General features: G+C 63.2%; 8 protein-coding genes. 6 read left to right on the top strand and 2 right to left on the bottom strand.

What is annotated here, in order from left to right; all coding sequences use genetic code 11:
• Positions 1-214: 214 nt before the first annotated feature.
• Positions 215-1,249: a TRAP transporter substrate-binding protein gene (locus KUV86_RS01465; protein ID WP_206939470.1), complete on the bottom strand. Its 1,035-nt coding sequence runs from the start codon at positions 1,247-1,249 to the stop codon at positions 215-217.
• 315 nt (positions 1,250-1,564) lie between these two features.
• Between KUV86_RS01465 and KUV86_RS01460 the strand changes: the two genes are divergently transcribed.
• The 3 genes from KUV86_RS01460 to KUV86_RS01450 all read left to right on the top strand — a co-directional run bounded on the left by KUV86_RS01460 (position 1,565) and on the right by KUV86_RS01450 (position 6,302).
• A complete protein-coding gene (locus tag KUV86_RS01460) occupies positions 1,565-3,385 on the top strand; it encodes an IlvD/Edd family dehydratase (protein ID WP_224852112.1) in 1,821 nt (606 codons plus the stop codon).
• A 73-nt stretch (positions 3,386-3,458) separates the two neighbouring features.
• Entirely contained in the window at positions 3,459-5,261 is a 1,803-nt protein-coding gene (locus tag KUV86_RS01455) for an IlvD/Edd family dehydratase (RefSeq protein WP_222483356.1), read from the top strand.
• A gap of 114 nt (positions 5,262-5,375) precedes the next feature.
• Positions 5,376-6,302 carry a Gfo/Idh/MocA family protein gene (locus KUV86_RS01450; RefSeq protein WP_222483355.1) on the top strand — a complete coding sequence of 309 codons (927 nt, stop codon included), beginning with the start codon at positions 5,376-5,378 and terminating at the stop codon, positions 6,300-6,302.
• Between the two features lie 88 nt (positions 6,303-6,390).
• On the opposite strand, the gene KUV86_RS01445 is transcribed toward KUV86_RS01450, so the two are convergent.
• Complete coding sequence (locus KUV86_RS01445) at positions 6,391-7,599, bottom strand: ROK family transcriptional regulator (protein WP_261397505.1); 1,209 nt, start codon at positions 7,597-7,599, stop codon at positions 6,391-6,393.
• Between the two features lie 370 nt (positions 7,600-7,969).
• Between KUV86_RS01445 and KUV86_RS01440 the strand changes: the two genes are divergently transcribed.
• From KUV86_RS01440 to KUV86_RS01430, 3 genes are all read left to right on the top strand, one after another.
• Positions 7,970-8,752 (top strand): SDR family NAD(P)-dependent oxidoreductase, encoded by a 783-nt coding sequence (locus KUV86_RS01440; RefSeq protein WP_222483353.1) that lies wholly within the window; start codon positions 7,970-7,972, stop codon positions 8,750-8,752.
• Between the two features lie 86 nt (positions 8,753-8,838).
• Positions 8,839-10,266: a sugar porter family MFS transporter gene (locus KUV86_RS01435; protein ID WP_222483352.1), complete on the top strand. Its 1,428-nt coding sequence runs from the start codon at positions 8,839-8,841 to the stop codon at positions 10,264-10,266.
• Positions 10,267-11,230: 964 nt separating this feature from the next.
• Positions 11,231-20,632, top strand: coding sequence for an immunoglobulin-like domain-containing protein (locus KUV86_RS01430; RefSeq protein ID WP_222483351.1), 9,402 nt, complete (start codon positions 11,231-11,233; stop codon positions 20,630-20,632).
• Positions 20,633-20,634 lie beyond the last annotated feature (2 nt).

Genomic DNA, 20,634 nt, shown 5'->3' with positions numbered 1-20,634 from the left:
CCTTGACCACGCCCTGGTCAAAGCGGCTGCGCACCACGTCGGGTGCGCGTTCGGGCGCCTTGTCGGCGTCCTGTCCCGGCAGGTCTGTCATGGGACTTCCTCGACGGCTTGAGGATCGCACCAGGGCACGATCCGGAAATGAGGGGGCGGTGCCGTGGCACCGCCGCAAGGGTGGGTGGAGGTGAGGTCCTGGCGTTGTGCCAGGGCTCCCCGTTTACAGCTGGCCGCGGGCGGTCAGGAAGGCGGTGACCGAGTCGTAGATCTTCTGGGTCATCTCGTTCTTGCCTGACCACTCCTGCCATTCCTGTTCGGCAGCCTGACGGAACGCCTTGCGCTCGCTATCCGGCAGGTCGAAGGGGTGCACCTCGGGGTCGGCCTGAAGACGTGCCAGGGTCTCGATGTCCTGGGCCTTGAGCCGTGCGATCAGGTCATAGGACATGGCGTCGAAGGCGGTTTCCAGGGTGGTCTTGAGATCGTCCGGCAGGCCGTCCCAGATGTCCTTGTTCAGTGATACCGCAATCATCGGCATGGAGTGGAAGCCGGGATACAGCGGGTAGGGGGCAAAGGCGTGCAGGCCCTGGGCGTCGTTGTTCGACAGCACGGTGGAGTCAGCCGCGTCGATGACGCCTTTCTCCAGGCCGGTGTACACCTCGGAGCCCGGCAGGTTCACCGGGGTCGCGCCGACGCGCTCGAAAATGTTGTAGACCATGCCCTGGGGCGCGCGAATCTTGAGGCCCTGGAAATCCTCGAGGGTCTCGATCGGCACGGTGGAGGGAATCGACTCCAGGGTAAAGGTGGCCGCGCTGATCAGGTGGGCGCCATAGGGTTCGACCAGCTCGTTGTAGAGCTCTTCGCCACCAGCGTTATGCATGAACTCGAGAAAGTCGTAGGAGTCGTTCCAGGCGCCTACCAGGTTACCGATCATGCCGAAAGCAGGGTTCTGGCCCGAGAAGTAGCTGGGATCGGTCATGTGGCCTTGAAGAATACCGGAGCTGACCGCTTGCAGGGTCTCGGTCGGGCCGACCACCGCGTTGATCGGCAGTACCTCGATGGCGACGCGTCCATCGGTCATGGTCTGAATGCGTTCTGCCCACTCCTGCTTGATTTTGAAGCTGGGCTCGCCTGCGGTCTCCGACGCCTGGAAGGTCCACTCGTATTCTGCCGCCTGAGCGGTGCTCGCGGCGCCGATGGCGAGGGTCGCGACGCCGACGGCGGCGGCCAGACGAGAAAGCGTGAGGGGTGCTGACATGGTCGATCTCCCTGATGAGAGCGTGATCGTTATTGGTGTGGCGGCAATTCTTGCTCGCTCTCTTTAAATGTTCAACATAGACTTTTGTATGTGTGTACTTTGCCGCCCCTGCTCCGTAAGGTGTCGTCTATCTCGACGCCGCCTTGGCTCGGCACAGCTTTCGTCTCGTCACCGCCCTTGTTGTTTCGACAGGCGCTTTGCGGACAGAGCCGTGGCCGTTGAAGCCGTCGTCGTGCGCGCTGAACTCGCCGGCAACAGGCGCCAGTGCCACCACCACCCTTATTGCTATCCGTGACTGACCCGAGGAACCGACCCATGGCCAACCGCGACCAGGATCTCCCTGCCGACTCTTGTACCGACGCCTCAGGCGACCAGGCGACCCGCTCGGACTCCTCCGACAGCAAGGTCTCGCTGCGTAGCCATCAATGGTTCGGTACCGCCGACAAGAACGGCTTCATGTATCGCAGCTGGATGAAGAACCAGGGGATTCCGGATCATGAGTTTGATGGCCGTCCGATCATCGGGATCTGCAATACCTTTTCCGAGCTGACACCGTGCAATGCGCATTTCCGCAAGCTGGCGGAACACGTCAAGAAGGGCGTGCTGGAAGCGGGTGGCTATCCGGTGGAGTTTCCGGTGTTCTCCAATGGCGAGTCGAACCTGCGCCCGACGGCCATGTTTACCCGTAACCTGGCGAGCATGGACGTGGAGGAAGCGATTCGCGGCAACCCCATCGACGGGGTGGTGCTGCTGACGGGCTGTGACAAGACCACGCCTGCGCTGCTGATGGGGGCGGCGAGCTGTGATATTCCCGCCATCGTGGTGACCGGTGGGCCCATGCTTAACGGCAAGCACAAGGGACGCGATATCGGTTCCGGTACCGTGGTCTGGCAGCTATCGGAAGAGGTCAAGGCCGGCAAGATCTCGATGCACGACTTCATGGCGGCGGAGGCGGGCATGTCCCGTTCGGCTGGTACCTGCAACACCATGGGCACGGCCTCCACCATGGCCTGCATGGCAGAATCTCTGGGCGTTTCGCTGCCTCACAATGCCGCTATCCCGGCGGTGGACTCGCGTCGCTACGTGTTGGCCCACCTGTCCGGCAACCGCATCGTCGATATGGTCAAGGAAGACCTCAAGCTGTCCAAGGTGTTGACCAAGGAGGCCTTCGAGAACGCCATCCGTACCAATGCGGCCATCGGCGGTTCCACCAACGCGGTGATCCACTTGAAGGCCATCGCCGGGCGCATGGGGGTCGAGCTTGCGCTGGATGACTGGAACCGAGTCGGTCGCGGCACCCCGACCATTGTCGATCTGCAGCCATCGGGCCGTTTCCTGATGGAAGAGTTCTACTATGCGGGTGGCTTGCCCGCCGTGCTGCGCCGCCTGGGCGAGGCAGACCGTCTTCCCCACAAGTCGGCACTGACGGTCAACGGCAGGACCCTGTGGGAGAACGTTCAGGATGCGCCTCTGTATAACGATCAGGTCATTCGCGCCCTGGACAACCCCCTTGTCGATGATGGCGGCATGTGCGTATTGCGCGGCAACCTGGCGCCCAAGGGCGCGGTGCTCAAGCCTTCCGCTGCCAGCCCTGAACTGATGCGCCACCGGGGTCGCGCCGTGGTATTCGAGAATTTCGATGACTACAAGGCGCGCATCAACGACCCGGACCTGGAGGTGGACGCCAGCAGTGTTCTGGTCATGAAGCACTGCGGTCCCAAGGGCTATCACGGCATGGCGGAAGTCGGCAACATGGGGCTACCCTCCAAGCTGTTGGCCCAGGGCGTTACTGATATGGTGCGTATCTCGGACGCACGCATGAGCGGCACCGCCTACGGTACCGTGGTGCTCCACGTGGCGCCGGAAGCCGCTGCCGGTGGCCCCCTGGCCGCCGTGGAAAACGGTGACTGGGTCGAGCTGGATGCCTACGAAGGCCGTCTGCACCTGGATGTCAGCGAGGAAGAGCTCAGCCGCCGGCTGGCGGCCAGCGATCCCACCGCCGCGTCGCGCGAGATCGCCTCAACCGGCGGTTATCGCCAGCTCTATATCGAGCACGTGCTGCAGGCCGATGAGGGCTGTGACTTTGACTTCCTGGTGGGCTGCCGTGGCGCCGAGGTGCCGCGTCACTCTCACTGAGGCAAGCACCAACAAGGGCCCACATTCATCTTTGGCCGGTGGTGCGCCACCGGCCTTGGCAGGAGCTGTTGTCATGTCCCATCGTCCACGTCTGACACCCGACCAGCTGCGTTCACGCTGGTGGTTCGACAACCCTGATCATCCGGGCACCACGGCGCTGTGCATCGAGCGCTACATGAACTATGGGGTCACCCTCGATGAGCTGACCTCGGGCAAGCCGATCATCGGGATCGCCCAGTCTGGCTCGGATCTTACCCCCTGCAACCGCCACCACATCGAGCTGGTAAAGCGCGTCAAGGATGGCATTCGTGCCGCCGGCGGGGTGCCGTTCGAATTCCCGCTGCACCCGATTCACGAGAACGTGCGCAGACCCACCGCTGCCCTGGACCGCAACCTGGCCTATCTGGGGCTGGTGGAAGTGCTGCATGGCTACCCGCTGGACGGGGTGGTGCTGACCACTGGCTGCGACAAGACCACCCCGGCCTGCCTGATGGCCGCAGCCACCGTGAACATTCCCGCTATCGTGCTGTCCGGCGGCCCCATGCTCAACGGTTGGCGGGGCAACGAGCGGGTGGGATCGGGCACCATCATCTGGGAGTTGAGAAAGCGTCTGGCCGCAGGTGACATCGACTACACCGAGTTCCTGGCTCGGGCCACCGATTCGGCGCCTTCGGTGGGGCACTGCAACACCATGGGTACCGCATCTACCATGAACTCCATGGCCGAGGCACTGGGCATGAGCCTGCCGGGGTCGGCGATGATCCCAGGGCCCTACAAGGAACGCTCCATGGTGGCCTATCAGACCGGCGAGCGGGCGGTGGAGATGGTCTGGGAAGACCTGCGTCCGCTGGATATCCTGACTCGCCAGGCGTTCGAGAATGCCGTGGTGGTGTGCTCGGCGCTGGGTGGCTCATCGAATGCGCCGATTCACGTCAATGCCATCGCCCGCCATGCCGGTGTCGAGCTCGACAATGACGACTGGCAGCGTCTTGGTCACCAGGTGCCGCTGCTGGCCAACGTGATGCCCGCAGGGGCGTACCTGGGTGAGGAATTCCATCGCGCCGGCGGCGTGCCTGCGGTTCAGCGCGAGCTGCTGGATCGCGGCCTGCTGCACGGTGAGGCGCTGACCATCAATGGACAGAGCCTGTCCGACAATGTCAGCGGCCAGCAGACGCTGGACGAGGAGGTCATCCGCCGCTTCGATAATCCGCTGGTCCAGCATGCGGGCTTCTTGAACCTGAAGGGCAATCTGTTTGAGTCGGCGCTGATGAAGACCAGCGTCATCTCGCCGGATTTCCGCCGTCGCTTTCTCGAGAATCCCGACGATCCCGAGGCCTTCGAGGGCCGGGTGGTGGTCTTCGATGGCTCGGAGGATTATCACGCGCGGATCGATGACCCAGCGCTCGAGATTGATGCCAACACCATCCTGATCATGCGCGGCGCCGGTCCAGTGGGGCATCCAGGCGGTGCCGAGGTGGTCAATATGCAGCCGCCCGAGGCCTTGATTCGCCAGGGTATCGATTCCCTGCCATGCCTGGGTGACGGGCGACAGTCCGGCACATCGGGCTCGCCATCGATCCTCAATGCCTCGCCGGAAGCGGCTACCGGCGGCCCACTGGCACTGGTCCAGACAGGGGATCGCCTGCGAGTGGACCTGGCACGCTGCGAGGTCCGGCTGATGGTGGATGAGCAGGAGCTGGCCGCACGACGCCAGCAGCTTGAGGCCAACGGTGGCTATCCCTATCCGCGTCACCAGACCCCCTGGCAGGAAATTCAGCGGACCCTGATCGAACCGCTGGACCGTGGCATGACTCTGCGCGGTGCCGATGCCTATCGAGATGTGGCGCGCCAGAGTCCGCCCAGGGACAATCATTGAGGGTGTGGTTGCCCGCGAGGGTGATAGCTGACTGGCGAGTCGCGCCTGCCATGGCGTATGCTGAGCGGCTTTTCACCCACGCGGAGGCATTGGCCTCCGCTGCAGGAGTCAGCCATGGGGCACTTCCGACTTGGCGTGGTAGGCGCCGGCAAGATCGTCAGGGATCAGCATGTTGCGGCGATTGCCGCCACGCCGGGACTTGAACTGGTCGCCAGCGCCGACCCTCACGCTCGGTTGGAGGGCATCCCTGGCTATGCTGACCTCGGCGCCATGCTGGAGGCAGATTCGGGCATCGATGCGATCGCCATCTGCACCCCGGCCCATCTGCGCCATCGGCTGGCCCGCCAAGCGCTGGCTGCGGGCAAGGCGGTGCTGCTGGAGAAGCCGCCGGGAGCCACTCTGGCCGAAACCCGTCAGTTGAAGGCGGAGGCTGAAGCACGCGGCCAGGTGCTGTTTGCTGCCTGGCATTCCCGTTTTGCGCCTGGCATCGCCAGGGCGCGGGAATGGCTAGCCGAGCAGCATATCGAGCGGGTGGACATCCGCTGGCACGAGGATGTCAGGGTCTGGCACCCGGGCCAGCCGTGGCTGTGGGAGGCCGGCGGCATGGGGGTGTTCGACCCTGGGATCAACGCGCTGTCGATACTCACCTGCCTAGTGTCGGACCCTTTGCTGCTGGTCCAGGGCGAGCTCGAGATACCGGCCAACGCCCAGACGCCCATCGCGGCGCGTCTGCACTGGCGGACCTTGACGGAGACAGCCGTCAGCGCCGACTTCGATTTTCGTCATGAAGATCCCCCTTGCTGGGAAATGAGCTTCGCCACCACGGCGGGCCGTCTTGTGCTGTCCTGTGGTGGCGCTCGGCTGTCCCTCGATGGCGAGATCCTTGTCGATGCCCCTGAGCGGGAGTATCTGGGCGTCTACCGGCATTTTCACGAACTGCTGACAACCGGTGACAGCGACATGGATCTGGCGCCGCTGGAACAGGTGGCCGACGCCCTGATGTTGAGCCATCGCCGGGTTACCGAGCCGTTTGTCGAGTGACCTGCCTGGTGCCGCAGCTGCTGTCTTATGCGCCGCGGCTGCTGTTTTATGCGGCGCAGGCATTTATGTCGTGTTTCTTAGGGGCGGACTAGGCCGAGACAGTCACGTCATAATGACGGGCCAACGCCTGGCACAGGACCTGGGCTGCCATGCCTCTGGAGGCGATGGAGCGGCTATCTTCCAGAACCTGGACCGTCACCGTCGAGGCCTGGGGCAGTAAATGCTTCTGATGATCGGCGAAGAACCTGAGGGCGGGATCAAGCAGCCGCGGGCCCAGCGATACCAGCGAGCCACCAATGATGATGCGGCCTGGATTCAAGGTGTGGTGGAGGTTCAGCAGCAGCAGGCCGAGGGCCTTGCCGGCCTGGTCAAGGCAGTCCGCCACCGTTGCCTGGTCGGGATGCTGGCCGATGCCCTGGTGAAGCTCGGTATGGTCGTCGATGGCCAGTCGTTCGCGCAGCGCCCAACCCGATACCAGCGTCTCCGCGCAGCCGCGGTTGCCGCAGTGGCAGGCCTTGCCATCCGGTACCAATACCGTGTGTCCAATTTCCCCGGCCAGCCCGTGCACGCCGCGAATCACCCTGGGCGGAGAGCCGTCTTCCACCAGACCACTGCCGATGCCGGTGCCGGCGCTGACATAGAGCAGTGACGCAGGCGTTTCGTCAGTGGCCGATGATCGTGCCAGATACAGCTCGCCGAAGGCGGCGGCCTTGGCTTCGTTGTCCATGGTCCAGATGCCGGCAAGGCCCGGCAGTCGTTGCTTCAACATGTCGAGCAGGGGCAGATCTCGCCAGCCCAGGTTGGGGGCAAGGCTGAGGCGGTGCTGTTGCGGCGAGGTGGGGCCGGGCACGGCCAGTCCGACGCCCAGCAGCTGGCGAGTGCCAAGGGCGTCGTCGATCAGCTCGCGAACCATCTCCGCCAGCGTGTCCAGAGTTGTATCGGGCTGCGACGGGGAAAAGCGCTGATGTCGTTGTGCCAGAATGGCGCCGGAGAGGTCGATGGCCAGCGCGTGAAGGCCGTGCACGCCGATTTCCAGCCCCAGCACCGCATGATGACCAGGATGCAGTGACAGCGCCTTTCCGGGTCTACCGCTGCCGCCGCGAATCGGCGCGCCTTCCCACAGCCATCCGTGTTCCAGCAATTCCTGCACCGCCGCCCCCACGGTGACCTTTGTCAGCTTCGAGCGTTGTGCCAGTTCGGCACGGGTCAGCCCCGGGGTTTGCCGCAAGAGCTCCAGCAGCGAGGCGCGATTGTGCTGTTTAAGAAACCCCAGGTCTCCTGCGGGGCGTGTCGTCATGGCGAGCATCCGGGTTGTTAACCGTCAGTTTTTGTTGGCGTCAGTGTATCAGTCGGCGCGGTGCTTGACTGGAGTTTCCGGCCCCGGGACAGCGCCCGGAATGAGATCCGTCGCCGCCGCGATACAGCAGTGTTTGCTGATAGGTTCGACATAAGTGCAATGGCGCTCCGGTGAGGATTCTACAAGACTCGGCTTTAAGTAAGTTCTGTTAACTAATGGCTCGCACAACCTCGCCTGTAAGGCGCATCCGGATTCTCGTTGCGCATGGCGGGGTGTCTGGTTGCCGTCGGCAAGACCGCCGCAAAGGGCCGGGGGACAGCTAGTCAGACGTATCGCCACTCACTCAGACGATCCGCACCAGAGGACCAACATGAGCAACACGCAAAGAGCAGACGGTATCGCCTATTACCCGGGACTCGCCGGCCAAAGAGTGGTCGTCAGCGGTGGAGGCACAGGCATTGGCGAAGGTCTGGTCACGGCATTCGCCGAGCAGGGCGCCGAGGTGCATTTTCTCGATATCCGCAAAGCCCCGTCCGAGGCCCTGGTTGAGCGTCTGGAAGAGCGTCTTGCCGCGCGGCCCCCTGGGCGGGTGAGCTTTCATGCCTGTGACATCACCGATACCGAGGCGCTGAAGGGAGTCCTTGGCCAGATTGGCGATATCGATGTGCTGGTCAACAATGCGGCCAACGATGATCGCCATCGCCTGGCGGACATCACTCAGGACTACTTCGATGAGCGCATGGCGGTGAATCTTCGCCATCTGGTCTTCGCCAGCCAGGCGGTGGCGCCGGGAATGGCGCGACGGGGCGGAGGGTCGATCGTCAACCTGGGGTCCATCAGCTGGCACCTGGGCCAGCCAGGCCTAGCGCTATACGAGACCGCCAAGGCCGGGATCGAAGGCCTGACCCGGGCGCTGGCCAGCGAACTGGGCGCAGAGGGTATTCGAGTAAACTGTGTCATTCCCGGCAACGTCAAGACCGAGCGGCAGTCCCGCTGGTACAGCGCTGAAGACGAGGCGCAGATCGTTGCCGAACAGGCGCTCAAGGTGCGCATCCAGCCGCACCATATAGCGGCCATGGTGGTGTTCCTGGCCTCTGACGCCGCAGCAGCATGTACCGCACACAACTATTGGGTCGACGCCGGCTGGCTGTAGCCAATGCAGCCAGCCGCAGAGACCCCAGCCACGCCAGCAGTATCGGGGCTCCATCACAACCTACAATAAGATGCCGGGAGGTACCCATGAACGAACATTCCACCACGCCAGACCAGCTCGCTGAGCTCAAGCGACAACGCTATATCCTGGCGATTTGCAGTGTTGCCGCCATCGGCGGTTTCCTGTTTGGCTTTGACAGTGGTGTCATCAATGGCACCGTCGACGGCCTGCAGAGTGCCTTTGGCTCTGACAGTGTCGGTACCGGCTTTAACGTGGCCTCCATGCTGTTGGGGTGCGCCATTGGGGCCTTCTTTGCCGGTCGCCTGGCCGACCGCTTCGGTCGCAAGTCGCTGCTGATCGTGTCCGCGGTGTTCTTCCTGGTCAGCGCCTGGGGCTCCGGCGTGGCCACCGGCTCCCTCGAGTTCGTCGTCTATCGGGTACTGGGCGGCATGGCTGTCGGCGCTGCCAGCGTGATGACGCCCGCCTATATCAGCGAGGTCGCACCGGCAGACCGGCGTGGGCGCTTGGCGACCATTCAACAGGTGGCGATCATTTCTGGTCTGTTCATCGCCTTTCTCAGCAACTACCTGCTGGCCAACCTCGCCGGGGCTTCCACTGCCAGTCTGTGGCTGGGGTTCGATGCCTGGCGCTGGATGTTCTGGATCGAGATCCTGCCTGCCGCGGTGTTTCTGGTGGCACTGCTGGGGATCCCCGAGAGCCCGCGCTTCTTGATCAGTCGCGGTCGCGATGACAAGGCGATACGGGTGCTCGGGCTGTTGATGGGCGAGGCTGAAGGGCGCGCCAAGGCGGAGGATATCCGGGCGTCGCTGGCGGCGGATCACAGCCCCAGTCTGCGGGACTTGATCAACTCGGCAACGGGGCGGGTGCACGGCATCGTGTGGGTTGGTATAGGGCTGGCGGTGTTTCAGCAGCTGGTCGGCATCAACGTGGTCTTCTATTACGGTGCGGTGCTGTGGCAGGCGGTGGGCTTCTCCGAAGGGGATGCTCTGTTGATCAATGTGATCAGCGGTGCGGTGTCCATCGGCGCCTGTCTGATCGCCATCGCGCTGATCGATCGAATTGGGCGCAAGCCGCTTTTGTGGGCGGGATCGGTGGGCATGGCGTTGACCCTGTGCCTGGTGGCCTACGCCTTCTCGACGGCCACGATGGTGGATGGCCGTCTGTCACTGGCCGGGGATATGGGGATCGTCGCCTTGCTGGCCGCCAACGCCTATGTGCTGTTCTTCAATCTCTCCTGGGGGCCGGTCATGTGGGTCATGCTCGGCGAGATGTTCCCCAATCAGGTGCGTGGCTCTGGGTTGGCGGTGGCTGGACTGTTCCAGTGGCTGGCCAACTTCTCGATCACCATGACCTTCCCGATCATGCTTGGCGGCATTGGCTTGGCGGGTGCCTATGGTGTCTACGCCTTCTTCGCCGCCTGTTCGGTGGTGTTCGTGATGAAGTGGGTCAAGGAAACCCGTGGACGGGAGCTCGAGCAGATGGCCTACGAATAGCCCGTATCGCCTCAGCGGTCACGCCTGATAGGCCCACTACCTCGGTAGTGGGCCTTCTTTTTGATGCCACTCCATGTCGCTCCCTTGTTGGAACCTGAACCTCTGTCATGGGCCTCAAGTCGTTGGCGTGTGTCCCTGTCATCTACCGTACCTCGTAACTCATGGCCACTCAGAAGAGGTAGAAAACGGTGCTTCGATGGCACCTTTTCATCTCAATGGAAGCGTGGGAAATGTAAGTCAGTTAGTGGACTGGGCGGTCAGCAGAAGATCGATAAAGCAGAATGTTTTTATATGCAATTATTCGCAATATCTGTTTTGTCTAACACCTCTGGTGGTTAGACATTGCGCAAAGGAGGGAGAGCGTTATTGCCTCTGGTGCTTGCTTTTTCTGCGGCCAGAATTTTCAAGAGAATGATGAGTATGCTGTCTAATTTCTGATCAAGACGCTAGCCATTAAGAGGTAGAAAAATGCAGCTCTCTTATTTTTTTGGTGAGGCATTTCATACTCGCAGTATGTTGTTATTTCTCATGACTTAGATGATGGTGCTTCATTATATCAGGTCAATGACGTGCCCCTACGCCTGCGAGTGAGTCGAGGGTCAACGCCTATAACAATCCTAAACTATCGCGTTGACGTCCCTCGTTATTTATCGAAATCCGATCTTGTCTATCGCTCAAGGCCTTATGCAACACAGTCAACGTCGTACAGAAGGGGTCCTGCACGGATCTTCGGTCGAGGCAATGGTCGATGGCGCTGCTGGCGCTTTTCTCGGCTATTCCTCCATCGTTGTCACTTCTTATCACTTCGCGATGTGGTCCTTATAAGGCGTTGATCGCCGTTGCAAAGGCCGGCCAGTGGCGCAATGCCTTCTTCGACTGTTGCTAGTGACGCAGTGGTGGGGAGGCGAAGCGCGCGGTCGGGCGACAGAGGTGGGACGGGCTTTCCCTTTGCAGGAGGGGCGTCATGGGTGCCTTGGGAAGAATTGTCGAAGTCAACGGTGAGATCTGGGTCCGCGATGAGTCAGGACAGCCCCATCGTTTGACATCAGGGGAATGGGTGTCGACGTCGAGTGTGCTTTCGGCAAGTACTCCTTCGACCCTGGTGCTGGAAGATGCCCCCACGCTGAGGTGGGCGGTGGATCCGAGTGACAGACTGGAAGTGGCCAAGATGCTGGCGCTGTTGTCCAGTGTCGAGGCATTGGGCGACGCGGCCAACAGGGATGTGCAGGGCTCGCCAGACCACACTGGAATAGAGGATGAACCGCGGCCGCCAAGCGTCGATGTGCAAGCCGCGGAAAGCGTTGACGCTGTTGGCGACAGCGATGAATTTAGTGCTGGCGCTGCTAGTGGTCAGTTGGCGGAGTCCGCAGGGGTGGCAGACGTGGTGATCGACAGCGATACCCTTGACGCGCTGTTGGCGAATCTTGAGTCCGAACCGCCGGCCAGCGGTCCAGGGCTCAGCGTGGGCGCAGGGAATGAGGGGCACCCCTTCGTGCGTCTTTTGCGCATCGTCGAGGCGGTGGACCCGCTAGCCTTTTCGTTCGATCAAGCGACGACTGATGATGACGAGACGATCCCCGATGGTGCGATAGGCATCGATGGTGCGATAGGTCTTGATGGCGCCCCGGTCGATCCGCTACCCAGCGTCAGCGTGACCCTCCTGGGGTCGGGGCCTGAAGGCGTCTACTCGCAGAGCGAGATTGGTGCGGACAATAGTGTGACCGCCAGGGTGGTGCTGGGCGGGGACGCTGCGGTGGGCGATCGCCTGCTGGTGGCCGATGGTGTCGGCCGGGTGCTGCTGGATCGACTGCTGACCGCGGTTGACATTGCTGGTGGGCTGGAGCTCGAAGTGCCCACCGGCGGCGTGTCTGACGTCAGTGTTCAAGCGACCCTGCTGGCGGCCGACGGTGACACCGCCAGTGACAGTGACGCCAGGCCCCTTGACCTGCAGGCACCCACGCTGACGGTGACCCTGCTGGGTGCCGGCGAGGACGGGATCTATAACCAGCGTGAGATCGGCAGCGACAACAGCGTGGTGGCGGTGGTCACGCTGGGTCCTGGAACCGAGGTGGGCGACAGACTCGAAGTCACCGATGCACAGGGAGAGCTGCTGCTTGAACGCACCGTCACGGCGCTGGACCTGATCAATGGTGTCGAGGTCACGGTGCCGGTCATCCCCGGTAGCGACAGCGTCAGCGTGACCGCCAGCGTGACGGATCCCTCCGGCAATCGCGGCCGCGACCAGGACAGCAAGGCGGTGGAGGCTCAAGTGCCTGGAGTCGAGGTCGCGCTGACAGGTCACGGTGACGACGGGGCCTTCAGCCAGGGTGAGATTGGGGGTGATGGTCAGGTCACGGCGACGATAGCGCTGACCGCCCAGACCGCTGTGGGCGATATCCTTAGCGTGGTCGATGGCAACGGCACGCTGCTGCTGAGGCGTCCCGTGACCGAGGTTGATCTGGCCGAAGGGATTGAGCTCGGCGTGCCCGTGCCCGCGGGCCAGACTGATGTCCTTGTCGCGGCGACGGTGGTGGATGCGGCAGGCAATACCGCCAGCGCCAGTGATACTGCGCCGGTGGTGTTGGGCATCACGCTCAGCGCCAGCGGGCCAGTGATCGAGGGCGAGCCCATCACCGTGACCGCCACTATCGACAATGTCCTGGATCGTGACGTCGTGCTGACGCTGAATGATGGTTCGACTATCACCATTGTCGAAGGCCAGCAGCAGGGCAGCACCCAGGTGGCCAGTCGTGACGACGATGACGTGATTCAAGGCAGTAACGATCAGATCATTCGTCTGACCGCGGTGTCCCCCACGGGCTTTGATCGGGTCGATACCAGCGGTACCGCCAGTGCCGTGGTCACCGACGATAGCGATCCACGTCACTTGCTGCTCACGGCCAGCCCGCGGGTGGACGAAGGGGGAACCATTACCTACAGCCTGGAGTTGCGCGATGCCGAGGGCCAGCTGCGCGCCGCGACAACGGCGATCAACGTCACCCTGGCCAATGGCGAAACGCTGACGCTGGCTCCGGGCCAGGCCACAGTCTCGCTGAGCGTGGCGGCGCCCGCGGACGATGTGTACGTGGACGCTGGTACGATCGTCAATCGCATCCTCGCGGCTGAACAGGACCAGGCTGGCAGCCCAGGCAGCCTCGAAACCCTGGTAGTCGATACCGCCAGCGTCACCACCCTGGTCGATGACACCCTGGATAGCACCCTGGTGTCACTGCGTCTGCCTGACCAGGTCGCCGAAGGCGGGGCCGTGGAAGTGACTCTCAGCGTCAACGACGCCCCCCGTGGCGGCCCCTTGCAGATCACCTTGAGTGATGGCACATCGGTGCTGATTGCCGAGAACACCACCAGCGCTACCGTCACCCTGCAGGCGCCAAACCACAGCGAAGCGCTGGGAGCGGGCGCCAGCACCGAGAGCAGTTCCGCTTGGACGGTGGGTATCGTCGCGCTCGAAGGTGGCGGCTATGAGCGGCTGGTGGCGGGGGTCGACCAGACCATCAGGGTGCTCAACGATAGTCCTGGGCTGGTGATCGGTGATGACAACGGTCCCACCGTATCGGGGGACAACAGTGTCAGTGAAGCGGGTCTCGACAGTGGATCCCTGGCAGATGGCAGCCATCGAACCGACGGCGTGATATCGCTGGGGTCGGGAGCGGTGGATGACCTGGCGAGGGTGATTTTCGGCAGCCAGACCCAGACACAGACCCAGACCCCAGCGCAACTGAACGCGGCCAGTGTCAGTGATCCCATCGTGATTGATATGAACCACGGGCGGCTATTCATCACCGGCTACGATGCGTCCGCTGGCCAGCTCTCTTATCGCTACGAGCTGACGGCGGCCGTTGATCACTCCGCAGGAGAGGTACTGGACTCCCTGGCGCTGACCGTGGTGGATGGGTCAGGAGACAGTCGCCAGGATGTGCTTGATATTCTGATCACCGACGATACCCCCTCCGCTACCAGCGGCGCACCACTGGTGACCGTCGAGGGCGAGGCGCTACGTGTTGGCGCGAACCTGCTTGGCAATGACGTCGAGGGTGCTGATCAAGCACGAGTTGCCGGTATTCTCTACCTGGATCGTCAAGGCAACGACGCACGGGCTGATATCGAGGCGGGCAGCAGCGTAAGCGTCGACACACGCTATGGGCACCTGAGCGTCGACAGCGAAGGCCGCTGGAGCTACCAGCCGGTGGACAGCGCCGCTCATCCGCCACCCACCGCCGATGATAGCGGCGATATCCTCCACGATGATTTTCACTACCTCCTGGTGGATGGCGATGGAAGCCTTGCCACCGCTGCCTTGCAGACCATCGTGGTGAACGATACCCATCACAGCATTGGCGAGCCGGTCGACGGCCGTCTCGAGGAGCGCCACCTGCCGTCTGGTACAGCGCCTGACAGCGCCAGGCAGGTGGTGTCGGAAAGCCTGGATATCAGTGTGGCCCAGGACAGCACCCAGGCGAGCTTCACCGGCGATACGCTGGCGGCACTGGAAGCACTCAACCTGACCTCGAGTGGCCAAGCGTTGAGCTATGGCCTGTCGGACGCCAACCGCCAGGTGACAGCGCTGGCGGACGACGGCAATGGGGCCGTCTTTGAGGTGTTTACCGTCACCTTGACGTCGCCGGACAGCGCGCATCCCGAGGGGCGCTACCTCTTTACGCTGAGACAGCCCCTGGATCACACCGCGGCGCAAGACACGCTGGCGATCGATCTTCCCTTCCAGGTGGTCGACAGCGACGGTGACAGGGAGGTGGATAGTGTCACTGTCAGCGTGGTCAATGACATCATCGCAAGCGACGTTGAACTGACGGTGGTTGAAGATGGCAGCCAGACGCTGTTCACCCAGGCCAACGCCACCGGAGGGACGCTGTCGATCAGTGCGGCCCCGCAATTTGGTGCGGTCACGATCGATGCAGACGGCAGGATCACCTACACCCCTGATCGTCACTACAGTGGTGCAGACCGCTTCAGCTACACCTTCACAGAAGGTGGTCGGGTGACCGCGGTAGACGTCGACGTCACGGTCATACCGGTGGCGGATGCGCCCTCACTGGAGGCGGTCAGTGTGGTGACCGACGAGGATAGCGCGGTGGCCCTTGGCCTTACGCTACCGGTTCCGACGGATGATCGAGACCTCAATGGTTCCTCGGATGCTGACTCTCCGGAACGGCTGGGAGCGATCACCCTGTCGGGGCTACCCCAGGGTGCCAGGCTGCTGGTTGACGGCGCCGATGACATCCTGGGAGTGGATGGGCGCGGGATCTCGATCAAGATCCAGGGGGGGGCGCACCTGTCCACGTTGGCAGATACCGACGTCGATGTGGTGCTGACCGCTGCGCAGTTCGAGAGCTTGAAAGTGCTGCCAGCGGAGCACGATGGCGGGAATCTCTCGTTGACGCTGGCGGCCACCAGCTTCGAGGTCGATGATGCCGGCGCCCCCCTGGCGGGAGTTGCCGGGGCGACGACCAGCGTCAAGGTTGACGTAGGGGTCAAGTCAGTGACGGATGGCGTGACGCTGACCTTTGATGACGGCACCGACCATCGTGAATTCACGATCGATGAAGATGGAAGCCTCGATCTGAGCGCACGTCTCAAGGCGGCCTTTGGCGATCTGGATGGCAGCGAAGTGCGCGCGCTGCTGATTCAGGGGCTACCGCCAGGCAGCGTGGTGGTGGTCGATGACAGCCGCCGCATCACCGTCGGGGACGGTACTGGGGGCAATAGCGGCGAAGTGAGCATCACGGCTCCTGGATTGAGTAGCGCTATCGGCGGTTTTCCCAGCATCAGCGTGACGCCTCCGCCGGACTTCAGCGGAGTCATCGAAGACGTCATCGTCACCCTGGTGGGACAGGATACCGACGCCGATGGCCCCGCCGGAGCGATTGCCCAACAGCAGGACAGCGTCAGCCTCGACCTGGTGGTATTGCCGGTGGTCGACACCCCGACGCTTGCCGCAAGCGGTATCGAGGACCAGGCCTTTGCCTTCCTCAGCGGGCTGCGGCTGGGTGACAACGATGGCAGCGACGCTGGTGGCTCCATTTCCAGCGAATCGATCACCTCGATACGACTCACGTCCCTGCCCTCTGGCTGGAAGATCTTCGATGCCCGGGGCGTTCTGGTACACACCGGCAACGGCGTCGACGGCTTCAGCCTGCCCGCGACGGACGTTGAGAGTGATGACTTCCGTCAGTACAGCCTGCTTGGCCCTGCCCACGACAGCACGGATCCGACCATCGGGATCGAGGTAGGCATCCGCGATGTCGCCAGCATCCATGGCACCGACGTAGCGAGCTCATCGGTCACGCTGCTGGAGCTCAAGCCCAGCATATCCCCCAAGGCGGAGGTGATCGCCTCGGCGGTGGGCGCACCTGTGCCAGGGGGGGCGGGCGACACCGACCAGGATGGGCTGCCCGATCTGACCATGACGGCAGGGCATGTGTACGGGCCGGACGATGCCGTCGCCGAGGATGGCTGGTTTGCCTTGACCAACGCGGATTTCGACCTGGCCCAGGGCTGGTCGAATCAAGACGCTGATGGGTCCGAGGAAACCTTCGCCCTGCTGACGCCGGAGCGGGTGGCGGGCCAACCGGGGGGACTGGAAGGGTCGAGCTTTCGCTATCTCGACGGGGCGGGCCAGTGGGTGGAGGTGAGCTTCGATGGCCGTCCTGTGGAGGTCCCGGTGGCGTTTCTCTCGTCGCTGGAATTTCGCGCTCCGGAGAATCGCAAGGGCACCTTCCAGCTGAGGGTGCAGGCGAAAACGGTGGATCGTGATGCCGAGGGCAATCTGGATACCGCGGTCTCGGGGGAGGCGCTGTTGCAGGGCATCGTGGTGGACGATCCCCAGGCCGACCGCGTGTCACTGGGCTTTGAGCCTGTGGTGGCGACGGCGGAAGATGTGGCCGTGGCGCTGGATCTGTTCCCCCAGAGCGATGATCCCACCGAGACCTACCGACTTTCCTTTTCCGGCGTGCCGCAAGGCGCGGTGCTGCACTACGATGGCGAGGTGGTGGCCAGGGGCAGCGATGGTCTGTATGTCATCGACGACTTCGACAGTCTGCGCCCGCTGACGCTGACGCCGCCACCCGACAGCAACGAGAACTTCTCGATTCAGGTAACGCCCACCAGCGTCGACACCTTTGGCGGCGGGGTCGACGAATTTATCGGCGATCCGCAGACGATCCTGGTGGTGGTGGGGGGAGTGGCCGACAGGCCGAACATCGACACCCAGGTGGTCAGCCAGCCGGAACGACTGCTGGATGACGGTGCACAGTTGACGGTGCTGGCTGACCTGATTCAGGTCACCAGTGGCGACCGTGACGACTCCGAGTCCCTGGCCTACCGCATCACCGGACTGAGCGCTGACTTTGCGCTGGCCGGGGCGGTCGAGCTCACGGCGCCTGGAACGCTGGGAGAACAGCGGGTGTGGGTGGCCACCTCGTTGGCGGGTATCACCATCGACGGCCCCGCCAACTTCAGCGGTCGCGTCGAGTTGCAGGTGATGTCGGTGGTGACCGAGAACGACGGCAACGCGCGGGAGGTGGTCGAGGTCGTCGCCTTCGAGGTGACCCCGAGCCCCGAGGCGCTGCTGCAGACCACATCGCTGCTGGTGGAAGATGTGGCAGGGCTGCTGGATCTTGGGCTGCTGCCCCAGAACGATGATCTCAACGAAGTCATCTCGGCGGTATGGCTGAATGCGGCCGACCTGGCGGCGGCACCGCTGACCGTGCTCGGTCTGGAGGGGCCAGACGTTATCGACGAAGGCGACTACATCAAGCTGATCAACGGCGCCTGGGACAGCGTGCGTGTGCTGGGAGACCCCAACCTGGGCGATGCGGGAGTCGACATCCGGGTGCGCTATCAGATCACCGACAGCCCCAATGACGGCTTCGAGGGTAACGTGGCAAACACCACCTCCGCACCGATCGACGCCATCCATCATATTGCCTTCCAGGCCATCACCGACCTGCCCACCATCAACATCGCGGCGATTGCCAATAGCGCAGGAAGTCAGGCCGATATCAGCGCTACCCAGGTCACGGCGGCGACTGGGGATAGCGTCCGGATCACGCTGAGGGTGGGCCAATCCCTGGATGCCAATGCCGCTGGCCTGGCCGATGAGGATGGCAGCGAGTCATTGGTGGAGTTGCTGGTGGCGGGGGTGCCCGAAGGCGTGGTGGTGGAAGGCGCCGAGTTCGTCGGTGTGTTGCCGGGAGCCGGCACCGACAGCGGCGGGCATTGGAAGGTGCTGCTGCCATCCTCCCAGAGTTTCCAGGGCGCCGAGCTGACCCATGAACTGGTCTTCACGGTGCTTGAAGGCGGCCTGCACGACGATGACCAGGCTCAGCCGATCACCATCACGGCGGTGACCCAGGATGCCGGCATCGAGGTAGCGCTGCAGAGTGCCAGCACCGAATGGTCGCTGACGACCCTGGGTGCAGGTGGAGGGGGCATCGGCGGGGGCCAGGTCAGCATCGACTGGGAGGACCGGGGCGCGGCGCTGAGTGAAGATACGCAGGCGTCGCTCAGCGAGCTGGTCGGCGGCCGGGTCTTTGGTGCTACCGCTGACAGCACCCTGACCCTCACGCTCTCGGGGCTGCCCGAGGAGACCCTGGTGACGGGTATGCAACTAAGCAACGTCGGCGGGCAACAGGTGTGGTTTGCCAGCGTGCCCAACAGCGGCCCGAATGCCCTGGATGAACTGCTGGCATCGATCACGCTGACCGCGCCGCCGAACAGCAACGATAACAACGCCATGTTCAGCGTCGATGCCAGTCTGACCGTTCGTTCCCCCTCCGGGCGGCTTAGCTCAGCAAGCCTGGCCTTGGCGCCGCCGGTGTCGCCGGTCACCGATGCCATCGAGACGCAGTTGGTGGCCGCAGTGGCCGAGGACGCCCAGAGCATCGAGTTCTCCCTTGCCGTGGCGACGCCTGACGATGCGCCCCACGGGGAGATCGATGGACGTCAGCTGTACCTCAGCCTGCAGGAGGATCAGGTCAGGGATGCCAGCGGACAGCGCACCCCCGGTGGCACGCTGTGGTTCAACGGGCACGAGCTGATCGCCCAGGACGATGGACGCTTTCGCCTTGATGAGGTGAGCCTGGAGGCTCCCCTGAAGCTTGTCTATCAACCTGCCCGGGGCACCTGGGGACAGGTGAGGCTGACGGTGGAGGGGGGGGTGAGGGAAACCGGTGCCGACAATGTGGTCGAGCTAAGCGCAAGCACGGTGGGCGATGTGCCGCCGCCTCCCCCCGAGATCAGTATTGCCGACCTGAGCGGGGAGGAGGACACGCTGATTGTCCTGGAAGGGCTGACGGTGACCTTGCTGGACCCGAACCAGAGTCTTGCCGCCGTGCTGGTCGAGAATGTGCCTGATGGCTGGGTGGTGGTGGCCGGGGATTCGGCGGCGTCGGCCCGTCCTGTCAGTGCCATTGGGCAGGGAGGCTGGTGGATCCTTGGCGAAGACGGCATCTTGCCCGGCTTTGTCGGCCTCATGCCGCCTGCTCACTGGAGTGGTGAACTGGTGGGGGCAGATCAGCTGTCGCTGACGGCGATCGCGAGTCTTGGTGAGGATACGTTCATCAGTCGTGAGTCCTTTACGACCTCGGTGCAGCCCGTGGCCGATCGGGTCAGTGCCGAGCCGCTGCTCAGTTTCGGCGACGAGGGGGAGCGTATTCCCCTGAATTTGAATGTTGCCGTGCTGGACCGGGATGGTTCCGAGACGGTCACGCTCACGCTAGAGGGGCTAGGGCCACATGCCTCGTTCTTCGCCGCCGACAGTCTGCTGTCCGCTGCCTACGACGCCGAGCTTGATCGCTATACCCTGGAGGGCCTGGGGGCCCGCCAGGTGAACGATCTGTCGCTGGTGCAGAAGGCGACCAACGGCAGTGTGATGCTGGATATCAGCCTGATGAGCGTGGATGGCAACGACGTCTCCCCGGTCTTTCAGACTCAGGCGCTACTGGATATTCGCAGCGTAGCGGCGACGACCGGAGACGATATCCTGCTCTACAGTGGCGTGAACATCGACGGGCTCGATGGCTTCGATGTGGTCAGGCTGCGTCTGGATGAGCCACTGGATGTCTCCAGGGTGCAAAACGTCGAGGCAGTGGATCTGGGCGTCATCGGTCAGGACCACAGCCTGACCCTCAGCGCCCAGGATGTGCTCGACGTGGCCGGAGGCGAGGAGCTGTTCATCTTCGGTGATGCCCAGGATCGTGTCAGTCTGGTGGGCGAGCAGTGGTCGGCGACCGATGTGACGGTGGAGCGCGACGGCGTGGTGTTCAACGTCTACGAAGGAGCGAATCACGCGGTGCTGAATATCCAGCAGGATGTCGATGTGGAGATCTGACG

This window comes from Halomonas sp. DP8Y7-3 (assembly GCF_019801675.1).
Classification (GTDB): Bacteria; Pseudomonadota; Gammaproteobacteria; order Pseudomonadales; family Halomonadaceae; genus Halomonas; species Halomonas litopenaei_A.
This window is presented reverse-complemented; position numbering and strand designations above follow the sequence as displayed.

What these genes read in the sequence shown, in the direction of transcription:
- KUV86_RS01465 (WP_206939470.1), bottom strand. Translation starts at nt 1,249, where the DNA reads ATGTCAGCACCCCTCACGCTTTCTCGTCTGGCCGCCGCCGTCGGCGTC.
- KUV86_RS01460 (WP_224852112.1), top strand. Translation starts at nt 1,565, where the DNA reads ATGGCCAACCGCGACCAGGATCTCCCTGCCGACTCTTGTACCGACGCC.
- KUV86_RS01455 (WP_222483356.1), top strand. Translation starts at nt 3,459, where the DNA reads ATGTCCCATCGTCCACGTCTGACACCCGACCAGCTGCGTTCACGCTGG.
- KUV86_RS01450 (WP_222483355.1), top strand. Translation starts at nt 5,376, where the DNA reads ATGGGGCACTTCCGACTTGGCGTGGTAGGCGCCGGCAAGATCGTCAGG.
- KUV86_RS01445 (WP_261397505.1), bottom strand. Translation starts at nt 7,599, where the DNA reads ATGACGACACGCCCCGCAGGAGACCTGGGGTTTCTTAAACAGCACAAT.
- KUV86_RS01440 (WP_222483353.1), top strand. Translation starts at nt 7,970, where the DNA reads ATGAGCAACACGCAAAGAGCAGACGGTATCGCCTATTACCCGGGACTC.
- KUV86_RS01435 (WP_222483352.1), top strand. Translation starts at nt 8,839, where the DNA reads ATGAACGAACATTCCACCACGCCAGACCAGCTCGCTGAGCTCAAGCGA.
- KUV86_RS01430 (WP_222483351.1), top strand. Translation starts at nt 11,231, where the DNA reads ATGGGTGCCTTGGGAAGAATTGTCGAAGTCAACGGTGAGATCTGGGTC.